At 42.9% G+C, this 21,970-nt stretch carries 18 protein-coding genes and 1 pseudogene; 11 read left to right on the top strand and 8 right to left on the bottom strand.

The genetic code is table 11. From position 1 onward, the window contains the following. Positions 1-26: 26 nt before the first annotated feature. From EDI28_RS09185 to EDI28_RS09175, 3 genes are read right to left on the bottom strand one after another with little or no spacing between them, the layout of a single operon-like run. The gene (locus EDI28_RS09185; RefSeq protein WP_128783570.1) at positions 27-881 is read right to left on the bottom strand and encodes a DUF2861 family protein; all 855 of its coding nucleotides are present in this window, start codon (positions 879-881) and stop codon (positions 27-29) included. Next, the gene (locus tag EDI28_RS09180) at positions 878-1,525 is read right to left on the bottom strand and encodes a response regulator transcription factor (RefSeq protein WP_128783569.1); all 648 of its coding nucleotides are present in this window, start codon (positions 1,523-1,525) and stop codon (positions 878-880) included. Before EDI28_RS09180 ends, EDI28_RS09185 begins: the two co-directional genes overlap by 4 nt. Then, a complete protein-coding gene (locus tag EDI28_RS09175) occupies positions 1,522-2,997 on the bottom strand; it encodes an ATP-binding protein (protein ID WP_128783568.1) in 1,476 nt (491 codons plus the stop codon). Before EDI28_RS09175 ends, EDI28_RS09180 begins: the two co-directional genes overlap by 4 nt. Positions 2,998-3,360: 363 nt before the next feature. Here EDI28_RS09175 and EDI28_RS09170 point away from each other — a divergent pair, with 363 nt between their 5' ends. The 6 genes from EDI28_RS09170 (at position 3,361) to EDI28_RS09145 (ending at position 9,651) form a co-directional block, all read left to right on the top strand. Continuing rightward, complete coding sequence (locus EDI28_RS09170; RefSeq protein ID WP_128783567.1) at positions 3,361-3,756, top strand: H-NS family histone-like protein; 396 nt, start codon at positions 3,361-3,363, stop codon at positions 3,754-3,756. A gap of 94 nt (positions 3,757-3,850) precedes the next feature. After that, a complete protein-coding gene (cyaB, locus tag EDI28_RS09165; protein ID WP_128783566.1) occupies positions 3,851-4,405 on the top strand; it encodes a class IV adenylate cyclase in 555 nt (184 codons plus the stop codon). 248 nt (positions 4,406-4,653) lie between these two features. Beyond that, entirely contained in the window at positions 4,654-5,733 is a 1,080-nt protein-coding gene (locus EDI28_RS09160; RefSeq protein ID WP_128783565.1) for a DUF6765 family protein, read from the top strand. Between the two features lie 474 nt (positions 5,734-6,207). Then, positions 6,208-7,563, top strand: a complete 1,356-nt coding sequence (locus tag EDI28_RS09155; RefSeq protein ID WP_428431390.1) for a metal-dependent hydrolase family protein — start codon at positions 6,208-6,210, stop codon at positions 7,561-7,563. A gap of 100 nt (positions 7,564-7,663) precedes the next feature. Next, a complete protein-coding gene (locus tag EDI28_RS09150; RefSeq protein WP_128783564.1) occupies positions 7,664-8,296 on the top strand; it encodes a DUF3299 domain-containing protein in 633 nt (210 codons plus the stop codon). A 110-nt stretch (positions 8,297-8,406) separates the two neighbouring features. Next, a complete protein-coding gene (locus tag EDI28_RS09145) occupies positions 8,407-9,651 on the top strand; it encodes a carbohydrate porin (protein WP_128783563.1) in 1,245 nt (414 codons plus the stop codon). 151 nt (positions 9,652-9,802) lie between these two features. On the opposite strand, the gene EDI28_RS09140 is transcribed toward EDI28_RS09145, so the two are convergent. Then, entirely contained in the window at positions 9,803-11,029 is a 1,227-nt protein-coding gene (locus EDI28_RS09140; RefSeq protein ID WP_233353329.1) for a M20/M25/M40 family metallo-hydrolase, read from the bottom strand. A gap of 901 nt (positions 11,030-11,930) precedes the next feature. On the opposite strand from EDI28_RS09140, the gene EDI28_RS09130 reads away from it, so the two are divergent. Beyond that, complete coding sequence (locus tag EDI28_RS09130; protein ID WP_164918522.1) at positions 11,931-13,427, top strand: alpha/beta hydrolase-fold protein; 1,497 nt, start codon at positions 11,931-11,933, stop codon at positions 13,425-13,427. Positions 13,428-13,774: 347 nt separating this feature from the next. Here the strand turns inward: EDI28_RS09130 and EDI28_RS09125 are convergent, their stop codons facing one another. Continuing rightward, the gene (locus tag EDI28_RS09125) at positions 13,775-15,742 is read right to left on the bottom strand and encodes an alkyl/aryl-sulfatase (RefSeq protein ID WP_128783561.1); all 1,968 of its coding nucleotides are present in this window, start codon (positions 15,740-15,742) and stop codon (positions 13,775-13,777) included. 129 nt (positions 15,743-15,871) lie between these two features. Further along, complete coding sequence (locus EDI28_RS09120) at positions 15,872-16,771, bottom strand: LysR family transcriptional regulator (RefSeq protein WP_128783560.1); 900 nt, start codon at positions 16,769-16,771, stop codon at positions 15,872-15,874. A 559-nt stretch (positions 16,772-17,330) separates the two neighbouring features. On the opposite strand from EDI28_RS09120, the gene modA reads away from it, so the two are divergent. The 4 genes from modA to EDI28_RS09100 all read left to right on the top strand — a co-directional run bounded on the left by modA (position 17,331) and on the right by EDI28_RS09100 (position 21,041). Beyond that, entirely contained in the window at positions 17,331-18,101 is a 771-nt protein-coding gene (gene modA, locus EDI28_RS09115) for a molybdate ABC transporter substrate-binding protein (protein ID WP_128783559.1), read from the top strand. 2 nt (positions 18,102-18,103) lie between these two features. Further along, on the top strand, positions 18,104-18,796 hold the full coding sequence (gene modB / locus EDI28_RS09110; RefSeq protein ID WP_128783558.1) for a molybdate ABC transporter permease subunit: 693 nt from the start codon (positions 18,104-18,106) through the stop codon (positions 18,794-18,796). Continuing rightward, positions 18,790-19,869 (top strand): molybdenum ABC transporter ATP-binding protein ModC, encoded by a 1,080-nt coding sequence (gene modC, locus EDI28_RS09105; RefSeq protein ID WP_128783557.1) that lies wholly within the window; start codon positions 18,790-18,792, stop codon positions 19,867-19,869. The genes modB and modC overlap by 7 nt, the downstream gene beginning before the upstream one ends. 539 nt (positions 19,870-20,408) lie before the next feature. Beyond that, positions 20,409-21,041: a CAP domain-containing protein gene (locus EDI28_RS09100; RefSeq protein ID WP_128783556.1), complete on the top strand. Its 633-nt coding sequence runs from the start codon at positions 20,409-20,411 to the stop codon at positions 21,039-21,041. 41 nt (positions 21,042-21,082) lie between these two features. Here the strand turns inward: EDI28_RS09100 and EDI28_RS09095 are convergent, their stop codons facing one another. Beyond that, positions 21,083-21,769 (bottom strand): LssY C-terminal domain-containing protein, encoded by a 687-nt coding sequence (locus EDI28_RS09095; protein ID WP_233353328.1) that lies wholly within the window; start codon positions 21,767-21,769, stop codon positions 21,083-21,085. Positions 21,770-21,832: 63 nt separating this feature from the next. After that, positions 21,833-21,970: pseudogene (locus tag EDI28_RS09090) on the bottom strand (IS3 family transposase); the annotation flags it as partial.

Below are 21,970 nucleotides of genomic sequence, written 5' to 3'. Positions count from 1 at the left end.
TAGAAACCAAAGCCAGAGCCGATTTGTCACCTATATGTCTCTATTACCGACGTGGGCAGACTAAAGCGCTGGATATATTCCACTTTTATTCTCCCTTGATATTCAAATTGGCTAACTACACCGCTTAACCAGTAGGCCTTGGCTGGCGCAGCAGGAGGAAGTGATACGCTATACGAGTCATTGTTATCCGTGATGGCGGGTGTAAGGTTCATAGGGGACGGTCTTTCAAGCAGGTTGTAGTCTTCGTCAAACCATTGCCAACGAACAGAGGCTGGTGCACATGAAGCGATTTGGTTGGGTGGTGTGATGGTCAAGGATTTGAAAGCTCGAGCTGCCGTGGAATGAAGCCAGGGTGTCGTTGTAAACGAGGAAATGATCAATGGATAGTGAATGCCATTAACCGCTAATTGATACAGTCCTGCTTTCGGTTCGCTCAATAGTTCGTCACTTTCAAATTCGAGATATTCTTTGGTCGGTGAAGTGACTGTCGCTGACACGATCAGTGTGTTGTATTCATCAAACAGCTGCAGCTCAAGAGGCTGTGTGATTTGCTCTGTCGACAGTTTGACTTGATAGCCTTGATTGTTCGCGTTGCCTTTACTGATGATAGTAAGGCTGATATTTGCAGCTATAGAAGCTGTGCTGGTAAGGTGCCTACCGCATTGGGTTTCGCTCAATATCGCTTGTTTGACCGGCCGCCAGTAGCGCTCTTCAACGTTATGACGGCTTAAGCTGAGCTGGAGTTCTTGCCAGGCAAGCAGCGTATTGCCTTCGACTAATGCTGAATAGCTTGCTTTCAGCGGAGTTTCTGGAAACCAATCATTGGCTAGCGAACTCGAACTTAATAAGCTGCTAACTACGAAAAAAGTCAGTCTTTTCATATATCTTTTACCAATCGGTAGCCGACACCACGCAGCGTTTCTATCTGTAAGTTTGGGATTTTTTGTCGGAGCCGTAGCACGTGGTTGTCCACGGTTCTGGTGGTCGGAAATGCTTGATAGCCCCATATTTTATTCAAAAGCTCTTCTCGGTGAAATACGCGGCCTTGGTTTTGCACCAACATTAGCAGTAGCTGGAACTCTTTGGGTTTTAAGTCGATACTGCAGCCACTATCAGTTACAGCTCGATTTGAAACATCGATTTCTACTTGTTGATAACAAATTGTACTGTCCCCCAGAGGACGTAGTTGGGCGTATATGCGGGCCAGTAGTTCTTGGTGTGAAAACGGCTTAAGGACGTAGTCTTTTGCCCCTGCCATTAATCCTTCGACTCGCTGTTCAACGTCAATTTTTGCGGTAAGGATGATAACCGGCAGAGCTTTGAGCATGAGCCACTGGGGAAGAAAGTTGATACTGTCTCCTTCTGTCAACTGACGGTCAAGGATCACTAAATCAGCACGATACCAGTGTTTTTCAATACTTTTGGTATTGCTAAGCCATTGGCAGCTAAAGCCGTGTTGTTTTAAGTATTCACTCAGTCCTTCCCCGAGCAGTTTATCGTCTTCAATCAACAGAATTTGACTCATAGCGGTAACTCCAAAATACAGCGGGTGGGTTTGCGTTGGCAGATAAGCCTGCCGCCCATTTTCTTCATCAAGCGTGAGACGATAGTGAGACCAATCCCCATATTGGCTTGGCGTGAGGAGGGGGGAACAATGTTAAACCAGCGCTGGATAAAGTTTGGGAAATGGCCCCGGTCGGAAACTTGGATACGTAGTACTTTATCGACCTGAACATCGATGGTTATTTCGCCTTTACCATGCTGCTGGGCATTTTTAATTAGGTTATCGAGACAGATCCCGAGCCAGTAGTAGGGCAGTTCCAACTCGTGTTCCTCATTGATGGAGTATGGAAGCTGGTATTTACCTAGGCAGTGATCCAGCCAATCTGTAATATCAGCACGTTGGCGTGGGAATTGAACGTCAGAGTTGGTGGTCAAATATCCTGTACTGGTTTCGGTCAGTTGAGCTAGCCGCTGGTGGTCAGCCATTAAGCGCCATACCGCCTGCTGTGTGTGATCGTTTAGATTATCAAACTGATCACGAAACAGCTCAACGGTTAAGCCTAAGCTGGTGATTGGTGTTCTCAGTTCGTGAGTTAGCAACTGGAGGATAAACTGTCGTTCTTTTGTATCCTGTCGGCGCTGATGAAGGCTACGAAATACCAGATAGGTAATGATCAATGAACATAAAGCCAGTGCCCATCGAGACCACTGTGATTCAGGTGTCGTGATATTTAAACAAAGATTGCTGTAACGAAATGAACAGCTTGCTGTTGGGCTATTTACTATCTGTAATTTCATCGCCTGCGCAAGTGGTTGCCATTGATTGACGGCGATGGCTTTCCAGCCCGATTCATTGTTTAGCCATAATGTATTTTTCTTAGATAGATAGGCTCGATAGCCTGACAACAAAGCATCAACGCCTTTAGGCTCTAGTTCTGATAGTAAAGGGTGGAGCGGGTGAGCTTTGTTAGCCAATGTCAATTGATTCTGATGTTGGACCAGAAAACTGTTGGCGGTAGTTTGATCGAGCGATGCCAGATACCTGTCGGCAAAGCTGCCTCCAGATGGGTGAAGCAAAGCTTTGTTATTAAGCTGTTTATTAAACCATGAGTTTGCCAATGGCCTTTTTTGGCATAGTGCCAGCTCAAATTCGATAGCATCTTTCAGGTTGGCATTGGCCTGGTATGGTTGGTCAACCCTGCAGTTCTGACGGGCCTGCCACAGTTTCTGGATTTCTTGCCATTTAAGCTGACTGAAGTCGGGGTATTGACTATTGCTCAAAAGTAGCAGTTTCGGATAGTGATTGATCTCTGTCTGGCTAATTTTTTGTTGAGGGGCGAGTTGATCAGCTTGCTGATAAAACTGCTGCCAAAGGCTTTGAAGGTCTATTGCACTTTCTTGGGTGGTGGTTGGCAAAGGACTAGAGGCCATAGCAATAAAGCCAGTAGTAATAAGACCAGTAACAAGTAAGCCAAGATGTTGAAAGCGAATCATAATCTGAAAAGGCAGCAAATAATGACAATATTAGCCTTTTTCTCCATCTGTTTGTAACCTCTGTGTCAACATTGAAGCCGCAGGAGTGACATGATGATAGAATAGACGATTGTTAACTGGGGTTTTTAGTATTAAGTGACCCACCGCTCATTTTATTGCCATTATTTGATGAAATTAAGCCCATATTTAGTCACGGTATAAATCAAAAATGATAGCTTTGATTTTACTGGTCATGCTAAACAATAAGTTTTATATGACGCGTGAGTTAATAAAAATAAGATATAGATAAATCATTATCTGGTTTAAAGAGTAAATTCTGGTTAGAATACCGCTCTTATTTCCATTTGAATCAGAATTAGAACTATGAGCGACGTTTTCAACACACTATTAAACCTGCGTTCACTGCGGGCAACTGCACGTGAATTGACACTAGAAGAGCTTCAAGAAGGCCTTCAGAAATTACAATCTGTAGTGACAGAAAGAGAAGAAGCTGAAGCTGAAGAACGTTCTAAGAATAAAGAACGCGAAGACAAACTGAAAACTTATCGAGATATGTTGGCCGCAGATGGTATCGAACCTGAAGAATTGATGGCTATGCTAGGTAATGCACCAAAGTCTAAACGTGCTCCTCGGCCTGCCAAGTATAAATTTACTATTGATGGCGAAGAGCGTACTTGGACAGGTCAAGGTCGTATGCCTGCGCCCCTGAAGGAAGCGATTGAAAATGAAGGTAAATCACTGGAAGATTTTCTGATTTAATCTTTGAAAGCCCCATAACAAGGGGCTTTAAGTTGAATTCACTTTTGTTAATTAGGCAAATATACCAATCGATATCAACCGAGAGTAATAACCGATGAGTCACGATCATTTTAAGGGGAAATTTGAGGTTGAACTAAAGTATCGTCTTGCATCAAAGTCAGCATTTATAGACGTACTAGGCTCGATGGAACATGAGGTGATGCTTCAAGATAATATTGAATCAGACAGTTATTTTGACACAAAGGAACAACACCTATTAGCTCAAAATAAAAGTGTCTGTATACGAGAAATGGAACCATCGGGCATTAAGTTATGGATAGTGAAGGGGCCAGAATCAGATCGTTGCGAAGCAACAAATATCACCGATGCCAATAATGCTCGGAGCATGTTAAAAACGATGGGCTATGATGTCATGCTGGAAATGAAAAAGGAACGAAGTATCTATTTTGTCGATAAGTTTCATATTACCGTCGACCATTTAGAAGGCATCGGTAACTTTGCAGAATTTGCGATTATGACTGATGAGGAAGGTTTGTTAGAAAGTTATCGCTCTGAACTTGTTAGTTTAGCAAGTAAGTTTGGTCTGACAGCAAACGATCTCGAGCATAAATCTTATCGATGTCTTCAATCAGAAAAGAGCGCTATTTAATAAAAAGATTATGGTTTTTTAAACGGATCATCCCTTCTGGCTCTATTCGAATAACACTATTATTCTCACTACTGGCACTTCAGTTCATAGTTATCTTACCAATACATCCACACATGCCTAATGTTATTGCTACATATATCTGCTGTATATATAAATCAGCTGTATTCAAGAATTGAGACCGCTGTATAAGAAATAAACAGCTAAAGGGGTAGCCTTAGCAAGTGATTCTAATTAAAGGAGAACTTGCGATGCAAATAGATGGACATCATACATTAACTTATGTTGTAGCAAGAATAGCGGGGATGCCGCATGGAGATGCTGAGAAGCTTGCATATTGTGCACAATATGTAGATGAGGCGGTGAACTCAGCTCCGGTTAAATTCAAGAATGGTGCAATGTATTCTCGGATTTCATCAGCACATAAGATGATTGATTATCGTAATTCCAATGCAATGGCCAACCATTTGGCATGGATTCCTTTTCATTTCCTCCTGGGTAATGATGGTTTACCGGCAGGAGAAAATCCAGATGGGAGTTTTATTAAAAAGTTAGTTTGTAAACCCAACAGCTATGTTGCGCATGACATGCTAAAGGTCGCAGCGAAGCATCGAAATGAAAAGTTTGGGCTACATTTGATGGGAATAGCAATGCATGTTTATGCAGATACCTTTGCTCATCAGGGATTTGCTGGTGTTTCTCATGAGATTAATGAAGTTGAGGATATTGAATCGGAGTCTAGTAGTTTGCTTGAAAGAGTAAAGGATGGGATTGCGACCTGGAGTGTTTCTTCGGTTTCTCCGCTTGGCCATGGTCCTGCACTCTCATTTCCTGATAGACCGTATGTAAAATGGTCATATACTAACGGACTGGGTGAGATGGTTGCGAGAGACAACACCGAGATCTTCACTGACGCTGCAAATCATATGTATAAAGTGATTAAGTGTTACCTTTCAGGAGATGATGAGATGCAGATTGATCGGCAAGATCATATGCCTTCTGACGATTTAAATAGAATCAGAACTGTCTTTGAGACCATAACCGATGATGATGGTGAGGAACGTCACAAGAAGTGGTTGAAATTAATAGCAGAAGGTCACTTTAACTTCGATCCAATAGAGCTAACTTTTATCACAAGTGGTAAGGAAAGTTGGAAATATAAGGCTCGTGGTAGAGGTACATCTATTCCAATGCTTAATGATGTTGTTGAGTATAAATACAATGAAAGTTTTTTAGATTCTGATTGGAAACTCTTTCATGATGCTTTGAAAACATTCAGGCTTCAGGTCGTTCGTGATGTTCTTCCGAAATATGATATCTGCATCGCTTAGGTTATGAGTGGGGAGCTATTTGCTCCCTTAAATTATTCGTCTTATTTAGTTTAACTTTTCGATTTTGATAATCTTGTTTGTAAGGTTAGAATAACAAGTTGAGGACACATGCAGATACTTGATCGCTATCTTCCATTTGCCTGGACATTATTGGTCGCTTCTAATTCCTTTCCTGTAATACTGTATTTAACTGATTCTTATATACTACTACGGTGTGTGAAAAGTATTTATATTATTTGCTGGATGTTAAATGAGAGGTGAATGTTAATTTTTGGAGTGTATAGGACTAAATGTAAATATTTAAATCTATTGTTTTTGCATAATGTTGACAAGATTATAAGCGTGGGCTTAACTTCCTGTTGAGGTCACAACGCTATATTGCCCAAATATATGGGCATTATGCCAATGACGATAAAACTTATTATTATAGGGGTTTAAATGAAGAAGGTTATTCTTACATCTACGCTTAGCATGATGACCTCAGTGGCTTTTGCGACAGAAAAGCCACCTACTGAGCAACCAGTAAACCAAATTGTTTTTATGAATGTCGATATATTTAATGGAATTGAAAATAAGCTGTTTGAAAATCATCATGTCTTGGTTGAAGGGAATATCATCAAAATCATTTCCGCTGAGAAAATCAATGCTCGAGACGACGCGACTGTCATTGATGGTACGGGCAAAACCCTCACTCCTGGCTTTATTGAAAACCATGCTCACTTGATGTTAATGGGGCCGAACCTGCCAGCGATGGAGGCCGATAAGACCTGGGAAGACTTTGCCATCCATGGCACCCGAATGGCTGAGATGTATCTGATGCAAGGGTTCACCACTGTGCGTGATGCTGGTGGTGCAAACGGTGGTTTGAGGAGAGCTATTGATGCAGGAGAGATTGTAGGTCCACGTTACTATCCATCGGGTGCATTTCTGGGCACTCGCGGTGGTCACGCCGATTTTGCAAACTACTCGGCCCCTGTTGGTACAGAAACTAATTTTGGCCGCCTAAACCTCTCGCAAGAAGTTGACAGTGTTGCTGAGGTTAAAAAATACGCCCGAAACAATTTTCGCATGGGGGCAACGCAGCTGAAATACATGCAGTCTGGTGGCGTTGTATCTGCATTTGACCCTTGGCAGCTTCTGGCTGGCTCCCCTGAAGAAATTGAGGCAGCAGTTGCGGTTGCTGAAAGTTATGGCAGTTATGTGATGGCTCACTCTTACCGTAAGGAAGCGATTCTTAGCGCTCTCGATGCTGGTGTAATGTCCATTGAGCATGGCTTCGCTTTTGATTGTGAAATAGCCGAAAAAATGAATGAAAAAGGGGCATATATAACTACGAACCTGACAGCATTTGATCCTGGTCTTTTAGACATTCCTGCAGTAAAAAATGTTCCTTCTAGTCTGGCGAAAGCGAAATCAGCGACTGAAACGTTTAAAAATTACATACCAAACATGAAGAAGTGCCCGGTTAAGCGTGGATTCCAGACTGACTGCGTTGGCTCTGTCGATGCATGTAATATTCAGATTGCTTACGAAAAACACTTAAACAATGATTTCTTTGGGCCTTACGAATCTTTGAAGACTATGACGTCAGTCGGTGGAGAAATCACAAAGCTGACTGGTGATTTTACTAACCCATACCCTCAAGCAAAATTGGGTGTGATTGAAGCTGGTGCTTACGCAGATATCCTTTTGCTCGAGGGCAACCCATTAAGTGACTTTTCAGTGGTCGGTACTGGTGATAAGTGGTTTGGTGCAGAGAAGCGTTCAGAGAGCCCTGAGACGATTAAGCTCATCATGAAAGATGGTGTGATCTATAAGAATACTCTCTAGGTGAATCTTTCTTTAAGTACCGTGACTTCAGTGTTTGTTGAGAGTGGATTTGATGACACCGAGTTTGATGATGCAGAGCTTGATGAAAGGGTGTGTAGTTTTGAACAAGCTAATTCCATTGCTATTCGCATTTGTACCTTTATACAGCAACGCTAGTGCCCCCATTGATCTTGATTGGCAAGAATTAAGGCCAGAAACACCAATAAATCAGATAACGCTTCCTGAGCTTAGTGATGAAAATCGACTTCAGCTTCAAAAGATATTCACACTAATGCAATCTGGCGAAGCGCGAGATTTAGAGCGTATAGCCTTAATAAAGAAGCAGCTAAAGATCGAAGGTGTTGATGCTGATGAGTTGCTTAAATCACGAGAAATGTACATACAAGCGCAAAAAAAAGCGGCTGAAACGATCACCACTGAGTTCGATGGCAAAAAAGTTCGAATCCCAGGATTTCTTGTGCCAATAGAGTTCTCTGACGCTATGGTGACGACCGATTTCTTACTCGTACCTGTTGCTGGTGCTTGTATACATATGCCGCCACCGCCAGCCAACCAGATTGTCCGGATATCCTTTCCTGGCGGGTACAAGATGAGAAATATTCAACACCCGGTTTGGGTGGAAGGTATCATCAGTTCGTTTGTTAAATCTGAAGATGTCTACATTGTAGATGGTATCAGTAATATAACGATGGGATACAGCTTGGATGCTTCAAAAGTAGTTGATTATAAATAGTTTTAATCTTATTTAGAGTGATATCTCAATACAAATTGATACGCAATAACGAGTTGTTTTACCGTATTGAGCATTGTTTGAATGTAAGCATGATTTGATAGGGTAGGTGTATGCTACACACTAAGAGCTATGGTGGCGGTCTATTGGTTGCATCGTTGTTTTCAACTGCTGCTTCTGCCGCAAATTTCGGAGGTCCAGACTCTGTTGAGAACACTATCTCAGGGCAGCCCGCGGAGAAACGCTCGTGGCGTGAAGGGCTTGTGCAAAAGGGGGTGACTCTTGGTCTCGATTACAACTCGGTCGGCTTTAATTCGGCCAATGGCAGTGAAGGTAATCGTGTTAGCACCAGTGGCGGTGTGGCTCGTTTCTATGGGCAGTGGGATATTATTGGGCGTGATACAGGTAATACGGGGGGCTTGGTATGGAAGGTTGAACACCGGCATGCTTACTCTGATTATCCACCGAAAGATTATTCCTTCCTTTCTGGTTTCAGCGGTAATGAGGGCTTGGGTTATATTGGCCTTATTCAGCCTGCATTTAATGACCAAGGTAGCCGCCTTACTAATTTTCACTGGAAGCAGCGCTTGAATAGCGGCAAAACCTCAATCATTGTTGGTTTTCAGGATGTGACTGATTACGTTGATACTTACGCTTTGGCTAGCCCATGGACAGCATTTTCTAATCTCGCCTTTCAAACAGGGGCGGGGGCAATGGGATTGCCTGATGATGGTTTACTGTCTCTCTCTGCTGGCCATATGCTCACCGACAATTTTTATATAGTAGCGGGTGTGGCTGATGCTAATGGCCGATCGGACATTGAAGATGTGTTTGAAGGCTTCGATACTCTGTTTAATAAACACGACTACTTTACAACTTTAGAGCTTGGCTGGACGGCTTCGCAAGAGCAGATCTATACAGATAATATTCATCTGACTTATTGGCATCTCGATGCAACATTTAATGATGATGGCAGTGCCAGGCATGGCGCGTTTGCAAGTCAAGGCTTGAATTACTCGTTGAGTTATTTTGCCACGCCACAGCTGATGCCTTTTTTACGCGGTGGGTTCTCATTTGAAGGTGATGCGGCGCTTTATGATGTTTCGGTCTCTGCTGGGTTTGGTTACTTTGCACTCGGTACACCAAATAATAACGTTGGTGTTGCGGTTAACTGGAGTCAGGCAAACAAAGAAGCTTGGGGAACAGATGAGAACCAATCGGCTATTGAGGTTTTCTATAACATGCAGTTTGGGGAGTACTTTCAGCTAACACCGGATCTACAGTGGATCAATAACCCACTGCTTTCAAGTGAGAGTAACGCTTTTGTATTTGGGCTGAGAGGACGAATCTTTATTTAGCCTAGTTGAATACGTTTAGTTATTAAATATTAATGTCACGGTGCCATTCAGTTTAGCCTCTTTATACCCCATTCAATGCTCACGGATAACATGTAAACAACCAGAGGCGCGATTGTGCACCTCTGTTTAGTCATTCAGAATGAACCGTGAGTTAGATGTGATCCAGACGGATATGGCTATTTTTTAGATCATCACGCGTAATACCCTTACCATCATTTAGTGAATTAAACTGGCGTAATAATCCGGCAAGAGCATGGATAGAAGCAAGTAGATCACCCGTGTGTGCAGACTCTGACGATGTATGCATGTTGCGAATTGGATAACCAATGGTGATTGCCGCGCTATCAACGCCGGCTAATGCAGCAGCCATACCATCTGTGCCCATATCACGACCAGAGAAGTCTAACTGGTAAGGAATGTCTTGCTCGCGGCAGACATTTTCTAAAGACTGAACTAAAAATTCTGAAGTAACAGAGCCACGGCCAATGGTAAAGCCATCACCCATCTTCAGTGGATTCATTTTACGGTTGCCAATTCCCGGCGCTGCTTCGTAGTCATGGTTCACGTCAGTTGCAATTAATACGTCTGGCTTAAGCTCACCCACTAACTGTGTAGAGCCAAATCGGCCAATCTCTTCATGGGTTGCAATGGTATAAAGGACACGAACATTATCAAGACCTTCATCGGCCACTAAACGCGCAATCTCAGTGACAGAGAAACAACCCAGACCATTATCTAAGTAAGCACCATAAAAAGTATCCTGAGAAACACCATGCTTAATTGGGCGGTCTAAAAGAATCGGGTCACCTGGGCGTAGCCCTAAAGCTTCAACTTGTGCTTTACGATCTTCACCATGGGTGTGTAGCTCCAGATAAATCGATTCTGGTTTAATACCTTGTTCGCCTGTGCGCTGAGCAGGTGTGGAGAAGTGAATCGCTCCCAGAGCTTCAACAGTGCACCCTTCAATCACTTTGAATCTACTTGCTTCATCCGGGTTCTGGCAAAATACTTTGACTTCATGACCGATCAGAGTTGTTGGCAAGAAAGAGTCGGTGTTAATCCACACTTTGCCATCGTCATCAATTTTTCGTACCTGCATGCGGATTTTGTCAGCATGGCCAACTATCATCACGCTAACTAGGTCATCACGACCCGGATGAGAATCGAAAACCAAACCCGCATTCCCTTTAAACTGATGAACCCCCCAACCGGCTGGCATAAAAGATTCAAATTCAGGTTTGATCACGCCATAGCTCATTGCGGCTTCAAAACCAATTGGTGAAGGCGAGGCAAGTACCTTCTTCATAAACGCAAACTGGTCGTGTGGCATAGTGGTTTGCCAAGCATGTTTCTGTTCCGTGTTGTTCTCTATACTCATTATTTAGCTCTTCCAATCTGTTTGGGTGTAACGCAATCTCACTGTCAATTTTTTATATGCCAGTATATTTATATAGAAACTTACCATAGAAGAAAGCCGTTAACCTAAAGCTTGTTAAGTTTAGTTTTAAGCTCAAATGAGAATAAGCACTATCATATTTCTGTTCTACCTTGTGCCAGAGGCACACATGTGTCAAATATACTATTCTGGCACGTTTATGCCCCATTTATTGCTGGGTAACATCTCATTCACATTTTGTTTTTATGGATTTGCCCTAAATAAGTTATTGTAAGAGGTAAAAGCAACAACTCACCCATAGCTTTTCGAAAGTCATCAATATTACGCGTTGCGTTCGGCATTTTTGATGTGAAGATCAGCGGATAAGGTGAGTTTAATGCGATGCACCTTATCTCGTCTATAAGCTTCAATCTTTGCCGACTATATCAAAGTATGTGCAATTAATTGTTAGTAGCCTACACAAGATTTTGAAGTATATAGGTTTCCTATGCAAAAACATGTGCCTAGTAAGTCCATAGTAATTATTTCAGCAATACTGTTGGTACTTGGCTTTATATTGCTCAAGCTTGATGTATTAGGTTTAGTGCCGATTTTTGTAATCTTAATCTCATTCTTTATGCTAGTGATTCATTGTTTTTTTTCTTGTTAGATCGTAACGGTGGAAATATTTTCGAAGCCTACCTAGAAGCAGATAAGACGACGGGAATAGCACTAGAATCTGGTTAGAAAATAAAAAAGAATAGCTAGATATCTAATCGTCATCAGTATAAGTTTCGCTATGCTTCTTTATCCGAAATGTCCAAGTTAGGGCGTCAGTTTTTACTTGGGTTGCTTCAGGATGGTGATTTTAAATAATAGAAATAACAATAGATTGTGGTTGAATATGATAAATAAAAATAGAGCATTAAGGCGGTTTATTGGGGGCGTTAGCGCAACGTTACTCTTGGTTATGATTGGTTGTAATAGCTATATTAATCCCGGTTCAACAATATCAGCTTGCTCCTCCGTGGCAGGCACTTGGGAGTTGATTGCAGATACTGACAACTCACAATGCGGTGGCTCAGGAAAAAAAGAAACAATGGTATTCACAGTCACCCAGGAAGGGTGTGAACTATCAAATAATTATGGTGCTACTGGTACGATTGATGGCACAGATGTTAAATGGAATGTCCCCCCTTGGTCTATTGATGGCGGCGTAGCCACCTATCTTGCTGCGACTGCCAAAATTCAGAATCAGAAAATAGAAGGACGTTATGATTGGAAATGGAGTGATGGTAATACAGAGTGTTCAGGCATAACTAAAATAAATGGCACTATTTTGGCGACGGTAAATGTGGCGTCGATCCAATCGGGAGTTCAAGAAAAAAATTCGATGCTATCACCAAGAGAAGGAACTATTGCCCACACTTTTTCATTAACAGCTCCCGACGCTAAAACTGTTTATCTTGCTGGAGAGATGAGTGATTGGCAAGATAATGTATTTGAAATGCAGCGAGGAGAAAACAATAATTGGTCTTTGACGTTGTATTTACCACAAGGAGCTTGGCAGTATAAATTCGTTGTAGATGGACAGTGGATATATGATAAAAGCAATCCAAAAACAACAGATGATGGCTTTGACGGTTTAAATTCGGTTATTGTTTTAGGGAAAGAACTTGCGGAATTAAGCGTCAACTCGAATATCCCTCATGGCTCAGTCATTAACAGTGATTTTGACAGTAAAGCTCTTGGTGAAAATAGTCCTTTTACTGTATATCTGCCACCGGGTTATTCAGAAGATAGCCACAAAAGTTATCCTCTTCTACTGTTACTTCATGGTTATGGTAGCGATCAAAATCAGTGGGTAAGAGATGGGAAGGTTCAAAACTTCATGGATAATCTTGTTCATGCAGGTGCAATTGAACCATTTATTATAGTCATGCCCTATGGCGACAAAAGTCAGTATGTGAACAACAGAGAAATCCATATTATGGAGGAGTTAATTCCCTATGTAAGGGGTCAATACCGCATAAAATTGGGTAAAAAATTTACCGCCATTTCGGGGGGGTCTATGGGAGGATTTGGCGCACTTTATTTAGCGCATCGCCATCAGGATGTTTTTGGATTGTCTGTGCCACTCAGTGGTTATTTTGATCTGAGTTATTATCCTGAATTCCAATCGGAAAAAATCACCATGGAGCCAGAGCTTTATATCTATTGTGGTACTAATGACCATATTAGTTTTTCCGGCAATGAAAGCCTTGTTAAGTTGTTAAAAAATGAAGGCGTTGATTTTACATACAAGACTGCGCCTGGTGGCCATACTTGGCGATATTGGAATGGCATCACCACAGATTTTCTGACGGTTGCATCTGATTTTTTTAGCAAACAAACGTTGTAACAAACTAAGGGAGCCAGTTAGGTTATCATGATAATCAGCGATTATTTACCGAACCGACAGATTTCGTTGCTAAAGGAGGTAGGTATAGACACGTTTCTGTCACTTTATTAGCGGGCTTTGTCGTTATATGAGTATTCAGGCAGTATACGAACAAGCAAAGGCAAAAAAACAGATATAAACGAGCTGCAGGAACTTGGCACTTAACTTAAGCATAGGTAATTCTATTCTCAGTAAGGTTCAGAGGCTATTACTCTAATGTCAATTAGCAACTACTGGTGCAGAACACTACAAAAAGCCCGCGGATGACGGGCTTTCACTTAAACAACTATTTGGATTTTAATAGTGGCTTATGGTGTTACAACACCAAACCACATATCAAATTGGTCAAACACAGACATTAGTTTGTTAAACTCAACTTGATTAGAAGCTCTAAAGTTACCTGCTTTGATTTCCTCCTGAAGTGTTGCCTTTTTTGTCATCATGTTTTCGAATGTTTGACGTGTCATGGTAATCGTCAAATCTGCGTCGCTAAATTGTTTGTCTGAGTAGGACTTGAGTACCGAGTTACTTAAATCCATTGCGTATTGGCCATCGCCTTTCACATCGATATTGACTTTAATGTCTAAGCCTTTCGCTGCGTCAGGTTTTACAGTGACACCAAGGTAGTTCATGAACTGATCAAACGGCATGTTCTTCGCGATTGCAGCGGTATTTGGTGTCGCGACAGGTTTTATACCCTGACGAAGCTCTTTTGCACCGCCGAGGTAATAATTACGCCATGGGCCAGACTCCGCTTGGTAACCTAATTGCTCCATTGCATCGGCTTCTAGGTAACGCGCATCCATATTTTCTGGGTTTGCGAAAGTGACATTGTTGAGTAATGTTACCGCCCAGCGGTACTCGCCCCTTTCAATTGCTGTTTCAGCTAGATCGATGACTTTCTTTTCACCGCCCATTGCTTCGACATATTTTGTGCCTTGCTCAGTTGGAGTAAGCGGATTTAGGTTTGCTGGGTTACCATCCCACCATGCGCCAAAGTAGAAATCATACGTTGCACGTGCGTTGTGCGATACCGTACCGTAGTAACCACGGTTGTACCATTCTTTGCCCAATGAATCTGGCAGCTTAATCGATGCTGACATCTCATTTGGTGTGTAGCCTTTGTTAGCTAAACGAAGCGTTTGGTCATGGACAAATTTGTACATGTCACGTGTTTTCTCTAGCTGGTTTTGGATTTTTTCTTTACCAAAGGTTGGCCAGTGGTGCGACGCAATCATGGTGTCCGCTTTATCACCGTACGTATGTAGCGCTTCATCAATGTATTGTGCCCATGAAGAAGCATCACGCGTTTTAGCGCCGCGTAGCGTCGAGATATTATGGATAGTGTGCGTCATTACTTCCGCTGCCATCATGGTTTTGTACTGTGGGAAGTAGAACATGAACTCTGAAGGTGCTTCGGATTCCTGAGCCATCACGACCTCTAGCTCAACACCATCCACTCCCATCTCTTGGCCCGTGATGTTGGCGATATGCGTAGGTTTGACAATGCCAGGTGCACCAGAAGAGGTAGTCTTACCCAATCCTCCGTCTACTTGGCCTTTGCTACTCGCATCAAGCAAATTACCGTACATGTATGATGCGCGGCGTGACATGGTATTACCCGCCATTAAGTTCTCAGCAATTGAGTGAGAGAAGAACCCTTCTGGCGCAAGAATGTCGACTTTACCTGCATCAATGTCCTTTTGGCTGGTTACGCCTAAGATACCGCCGAAGTGGTCAACATGTGAGTGGGTAAAAATAACCCCTGTTACAGGTAAATTTTCAACATTGTCACGAAGTAGCTTTAGGCCAGCAGCAGCTGTTTCTGGTGAGATCAGTGGGTCAACTACTACCCAACCTACATCACCACGAATGAAGGACATCACTGATAGGTCAAACCCACGCACTTGGTAGATGCCGTCTTTCACTTTGAATAGGCCATCAATGTTGTTTAATTTTGCTTGGCGAAGCAGTGACGGGTTAATGGTATCGGTATTTTTATCTTGTTCGATGAAGTCGTACTTACTGAAATCCCAAATAACTTTGCCATCAGCGTCCTTAATGGTTTTTTCTGGCCAAGTGGCAATGAATCCACGAGAAGCATCGTCAAAGTCGTTTTGATTTGCGAAGTCTAGGTATTGTTTCAATTGGTCGTTTTTCTCAACGGTGAAACTTGACGCGTCTTTCGGTGCACTTGTTGTTGGCGCTGCGAAACTGAATGCTGGAGCAATAGCGGCAATGATAGATAAAGATACAATTGATTTTTGAAAGTTCATAAGTCATCTCTCTCTGAAAGTCCGAACGGATATGCGTTCGTCGATGAGGAGATAATATGAATTCTGGATTTATTGATCGATGGTCTGAAGCTTAAATGTGGATTTAGTTATATTTAATTTACGATAGTGCTATCGATACTTCTTTGTGACATTCAGCAAGGACTCTTTTAACCATTGATGCCCCGTATCTTGCTGCTGAGAATGATGCCAAGTCATGTAGACAGACAGAGGCATTAATTCAAACGGGAGTGGGAAAACTTGCAGTTGGTGGCTAGCAGCAAGTAGATCAGCATGCCATTGGCTTGCGACACATAACCAATCGGTTTGTGCAGCCATCATTACCGCATTGCAGATAGAATCAGTTTTATAGGCGATACGGCGAGAGGGTTGCGGCTCGCGAACCAATGAATCAAGGATATCTTGATTCAGGCGTTGCGTGCCCCACAATAGGTGACGCTCTGCAAAAAACTGTTCATGGTCTAATGAGCCCTGAATACGAGGGTGCTCTTTGTTACATACAACAGCCAATGGTAGCTCAAGCAGGAATTCATTGTGGTAGCCATGCTCGTCTAGAGGGGTTGTGGTGATAATAAGATCCACCTTGCGCATACGTAAGTCATCTTGACGATTTTTTTCGTCAACATGCTCGACACCTGCTGACAGCTGGACGTTTGGAGCGTATTGGTCTCGATAATCAATAAGTGGTGGCACGAGTACTAAATCTAGATCTTTGTGACTCGAGATGCGAAACGTACGTTGACTCGCTTTAGAATTAAAATGTTGTCTCGATTTAGCACCATTTATTAGTAGGTTCAAAGGCTCTTGGATCTCTTCATGCAATTCGATAGCGAAATTGGTTGGTGCAATGCCACGTCCTTTGCGAATAAAAAGTGGGTCTTGGTACTGTTCTCGTAGTCGGTTGAGCGCATGACTAACGGCAGGAGCTGTAATGCCTAAGCTCTCGCCTGTTTTATTAACGCTTCGTGTTTTCATAACGACATCGAATGTCTTAAGCAGATTGAGATCCATAGTTATCCGTCTGTTTCCGTTAGAATTACGTATCATTCTTATCGGAATACGTAGGGAGAGGCAAGGTTTTTCACATAAAAGTAGTTTGGGTGCTACAAGCTACATTAACAACATGAAATGGGGTCAAGTCTGCTTTCTGCGAGCGTTGTCCGCACCAGGAGTTTTGAACACTGAGTTAAGTGAGTACAAGCACTAACGAGGTGAACAATGACAACTAAGAAAACTTAAATCAAGCATGCTCCTGAACTTGGTTCAGAAGCTTTGTGGCTTAGATGTTTTCTCAACAAGAGCAAGAATTTTTGGAAACATTCGACTTTACTGGTGTTGAGCCTGACGCTCAAATCTTTCTCAATTGCCAGATGCTAAGAGACTAGAATTATAGGCAATTCCAGTCGAGGGCGTTGCAAAACGACTTGAACTATTTATTTCCTTGCAAAGTGGAGGAAGTGTTTTTATCGACAGCTTTTCCAAAAAAAATGAGAGATAGGGAGGTTTTCAGTTGGCGTTATATACTTTACTATATAACGCTATTGAGTATGCTGATAACTAGAGGTTAAAAATGAACAAGCGCTTGTTAACATATTTATTTTCTGTAAGTTGTGCTCTGGGAGTATCGAGCTCTGTGCTGGCAGCAGAGAAGGTCACAATATTCGCGGCGGCTTCGCTGACTAACGCAATGAATGAAGTGGCTGCTGTGTACAAGGAAAAGACGGGTACTCAGTCAACGCTTTCGTTTGCCTCATCATCAGCACTTGCCAGGCAGATTGCGCAAGGGGCGCCGGCTGATATATATCTGTCTGCCAATGAAAAGTGGATGGATTATGTTGAGCAGCAGCAGGTTATCGAATCATCGTCACGTAAAAGTTTGCTGAAAAATAGCTTAGTGTTAGTGGCGCCTAATTCGTACCCAGCAGATAACATTACAGTAAATGCATCATGGGATCTGGCCAAGGCACTTGACGGGACGCGGTTGGCTACGGGTGATCCGAAACACGTTCCTGCTGGTATTTACGCCAAGGAGTCGTTGGAGAAGATTGGTTTGTGGCAGAAGGCATCGCCATTGCTTGCTCGGGCAAGCAGTGTCCGTTCGGCATTGCTGCTGGTTGAAAAGCAGGAAGCATTGCTTGGGATTGTGTATAAAACCGACGCCTTGATTTCCAAGAAGGTAAAAGTTGTTGCTGAGTTACCGAATAACAGCCATACGGCCATTACATATCCTGTCGCAGTTGTTAAAGATAAGGCTAACACACAAGTTGATGCCTACTATGAGTTCTTGCAGTCTGATCAAGCGCGCGAGATTTTTGAAAAATACGGTTTTGGAGTTAACTAAGCGTGCTAACAGATTATGAGCTTCAGGCACTGTTGCTCAGTTTGAAAATTTCAGGGGTGGCGGTGCTGGTAAGTCTGCCATTGGGTATCTTGTGTGCATGGCTACTGGCTCGGTGTCAGTTCCATGGTAAAGCTATTCTGGATGGTATTGTACATTTGCCATTGGTACTGCCACCCGTTGTTATTGGTTATCTTCTGCTTACTTTAATGGGGCGGCAGGGAATCATTGGCAGAACACTCTATGATTGGTTTGGTCTGACGTTCAGTTTTAGTTGGCGAGGAGCGGTAATTGCAGTGGCTGTGGTTTCCTTTCCGTTAATGGTTCGTTCTATTCGTCTGGCGTTAGAGGGGGTTGACCTTAAGCTGGAACAGGCGGCCCGAACGCTTGGTGCCAGCCCGGTGAAAGTATTTTTTACAATTACGCTTCCACTCACGCTCCCGGGTATTTTGACCGGAACTATTCTAGCTTTTGCTCGGGCTTTGGGTGAGTTTGGTGCAACGATTACTTTTGTCTCTAATATTCCTGGTGAGACACAGACGATTCCGTTGGCAATGTTCTCTTTCATAGAAACACCGGGTGCCGAAACTGAAGCGGCGCGCTTATGTATTATTGCAATTGTTATTGCTTTGGCTTCATTGCTGGTTTCTGAATGGATGACGAGAATGGCACGTAACCGAGTGGAGGCCCAATGCTAACAATAGACGTACAAAAAGTGCTTGGAAGCCTTGAACTGGATATCAAGCTTGACCTGCCTATGCAGGGAATTACTGCAATTTTCGGCCGTTCAGGTACAGGTAAGACTTCACTGATTAATGTGTTGAGTGGCTTAAGCAAACCCGATAAAGGCAGTATTCAACTGGGTGACCGAATATTGTGCGACAGCGCAAAGGGGATTTTCCTGCCGCCCGAAAAAAGAAAGATCGGCTATGTATTCCAAGATGCTCGTTTATTTCCGCATTATACTGTAGCTGGCAATCTTACCTATGGCTGTTGTGACAAAGATCAAACGCATTTTGATGATGTGGTTCGGCTTTTGGGAATTGATAGCTTGCTGCAACGCTATCCTTCGTCATTATCGGGGGGAGAAAAGCAGCGGGTTGCTATTGGCAGGGCATTGTTGATGAAACCCGATATGTTGTTAATGGACGAACCATTGGCGTCGCTGGATCTGCCCCGCAAGCAGGAACTTATGCCGTATTTGGAGAAACTGGCTAAGCAGGTAAATACACCTATTCTTTACGTGACTCACAGCCTTGATGAAATTTTACGTCTTGCTGATTTTATGGTGATGATCAACAAGGGGCAGGTTGTTGTAGCAGGTAATGTTAATAGCGTTTGGGGTTCACCTGAAATGCGACCGTGGTTGCCAGCCAAAGAGCAAAGTTCATTGATCAGCGCCCGGGTAAATCAGACTCATCCGGACTATGCTTTGACACAGGTAATGCTTAGCCATGATGCCTGTCTATGGGTTAGCAAGCTTCATCGCCCGCGTGGTGAATGGGTAAGGGTGCGTATTCACTCTAATGATGTGTCGATTACTAAAGCTAAGCCGGAACAAACGAGTATCCGAAATATATTGATGGCAAGGATTGATAAGATCCTTTCTGTTAATGAGGAGGAGAAAGTGGCAGTAAGACTTCGTGTTGGAGAGGCGCAGCTTTGGGCTAATCTTACTTTATGGGCTGCTGACGAGCTCTGCTTAAAGGTTGGTGATGAGGTTTTTGCGCAAATCAAAGGGGTGAGTGTTACACAGGATGATTTGGCATAGTCCTTCTGGTAAATAGCTCTGTTGAAAGCATTGGTATAAACAGCATTGCTAAATATCCTACTTTAATAACCGACCGCAAATAAACACCAATAATAAAGTTAATAGTTGTAATTATTTGCGGTTGGTTTTTTCTCTTATTAATATCAGTCTCAACTGAATGTCAAACTTTTCGGATATGCTCTTGCACGAAAAGATTAAATAATTCAAGTTATCTGGATACGCTTGCATTAAAAAGTCTACAATTATTAAATGTTTGTTTTTGTGTTGGTAGTGCATTGAATTTTATTGTTTTTATTTGTTCTTGAACAGTGTTTTCGTTTTGTGTTATTTGTCAAAAGTGTGTCAGGATGTGTGAAAAATAACCGTTGCATATTGAACTGTTCAGCTGTGAGTCAGTATATTGTTCACCACATTAAGGCTGATTGGGAATTGGCTTAGAAACAAATCTTTGTTTTCTTAATATACTTTTTTGCTGTTTGGATACGATATAAGTTTATTTGGAAATCATAAATTCAATTATACATATACTGGATGTACCCATGCGAACATTATCACTATTAATTCTTTCTACGCTATTAGTTACAGGTTGTGGTTCAGGTGGCGGCTCTGATGATGGTGCCGTTGCTGACAGTGGCTCAAATTCTGGAAACGGAACGGTAATTTCAGGTGACGGTAGCTCTGATAATGGTGGTACTTCTGGGAATAACGATGGCAATTCCGGAAATAACGGCAGCAATGGCGAGCCACAGAGCGGGGACTTTGCAGATCAGATGCTAGCGGCGGTAAATGCTGCTCGTGCACAGGCTCGTGATTGTGGCGGTCAGATGATGCCTGCAGTGCCTGCACTAACGTGGGATTATAGTCTAGAGCAGGCTGCGTTTGTCCACTCAAGCAACATGGCGAACTATAACTTCTTCAGCCACACGGGCCTGAATGGCGATCAGCCAAGCGATCGTGTATCTGATCAGGGCTATAGCTGGAGCTCGGTAGGTGAAAACATCGCTGCTGGCCAGAAAGATCTTGCTACAGTAATGGATAGCTGGCTTAACAGCCCTGGTCACTGCAAAAACATCATGGGTGCAAACTTTACCCAGATGGGAGCCGCTTCAGTGACTAATTCAAGTGCACAGTACAGTATTTATTGGACTCAGGTATTTGCTCGCCCACGTTAATATTAGCGAGCATCGCCGCCAGCCTATGTGTTAGCGGCGAGTCATATTTTGTTTATGCTCTTTTTCTTTGAGAGTACGACGACCCGGCCGTCACTGAAATAGTGACGGCTTTTTGAATAGGCGACGGGTTTGCCTAGTTGCTTGTATTGGACTGCCCACCCAGCCTCTGAGGCGCTCTCTGCAACTTTATCCCTTTCCATGTCGATATCAGGATCGATCGCATGCAAGATGGTAATTATTCCCTTATAGTGCGCAAGCTTTAGTGCGTTATCATAACTGACAGATCCAACCCATATTTCCTTTTTCGATTGTGCTTCTTTTCCTGCATACCACCAGCGAATGTGTTTCCTGTTGATCAGATCACCAGCAAGTTGATAGGCGTACCATTGTGGCTGACGATCCCAGTAAAGATCTGATATCGGAGGAAGCTCTTTAGAAAGTAAACTTAAGTAACGACTAAACGTAACGTCATCTCGCGAGAAGGTCTTATTTTCAATCCAGCCTAGTTCGTCCATGAGTTTCTGGGGGGTACTACCCACCACAACAATGTTGATGGGCTGTGCCTGATAGACCGGAGCCAGGCCAGGGTAGACGGTATAATCAAGTTCGGGTAGTGACTGCTTGGTGTTTGTTATTTCTTTAGCTCCAAACGCATAGGCATCACCGACGAAGAAATGATAATAATTAGCCCCGAGCATAACAACGAGCCAGCATACACTGATATTCAACCACTTCTTCCAACTTTTGCTTCGATAAAGCATCAAGCTAATCATTGAAGCGGTATGAAGTGGTCAAGTAAAACTGGCCACGGTTTTATGGGTGAGCCAGAAGCGGCGCTCTGACTCGTTCGGTGTTAGCCCACCATTGTATTGATGTGGCCTGACTTGGCTGTAGTATCCGGTAATGTAATTGATTATCGAGGCCTTGCC

The sequence above is a fragment of the Photobacterium chitinilyticum genome, from assembly GCF_004104355.1.
In the GTDB taxonomy this organism is placed as follows: Bacteria; Pseudomonadota; Gammaproteobacteria; order Enterobacterales; family Vibrionaceae; genus Photobacterium; species Photobacterium chitinilyticum.
This window is presented reverse-complemented; position numbering and strand designations above follow the sequence as displayed.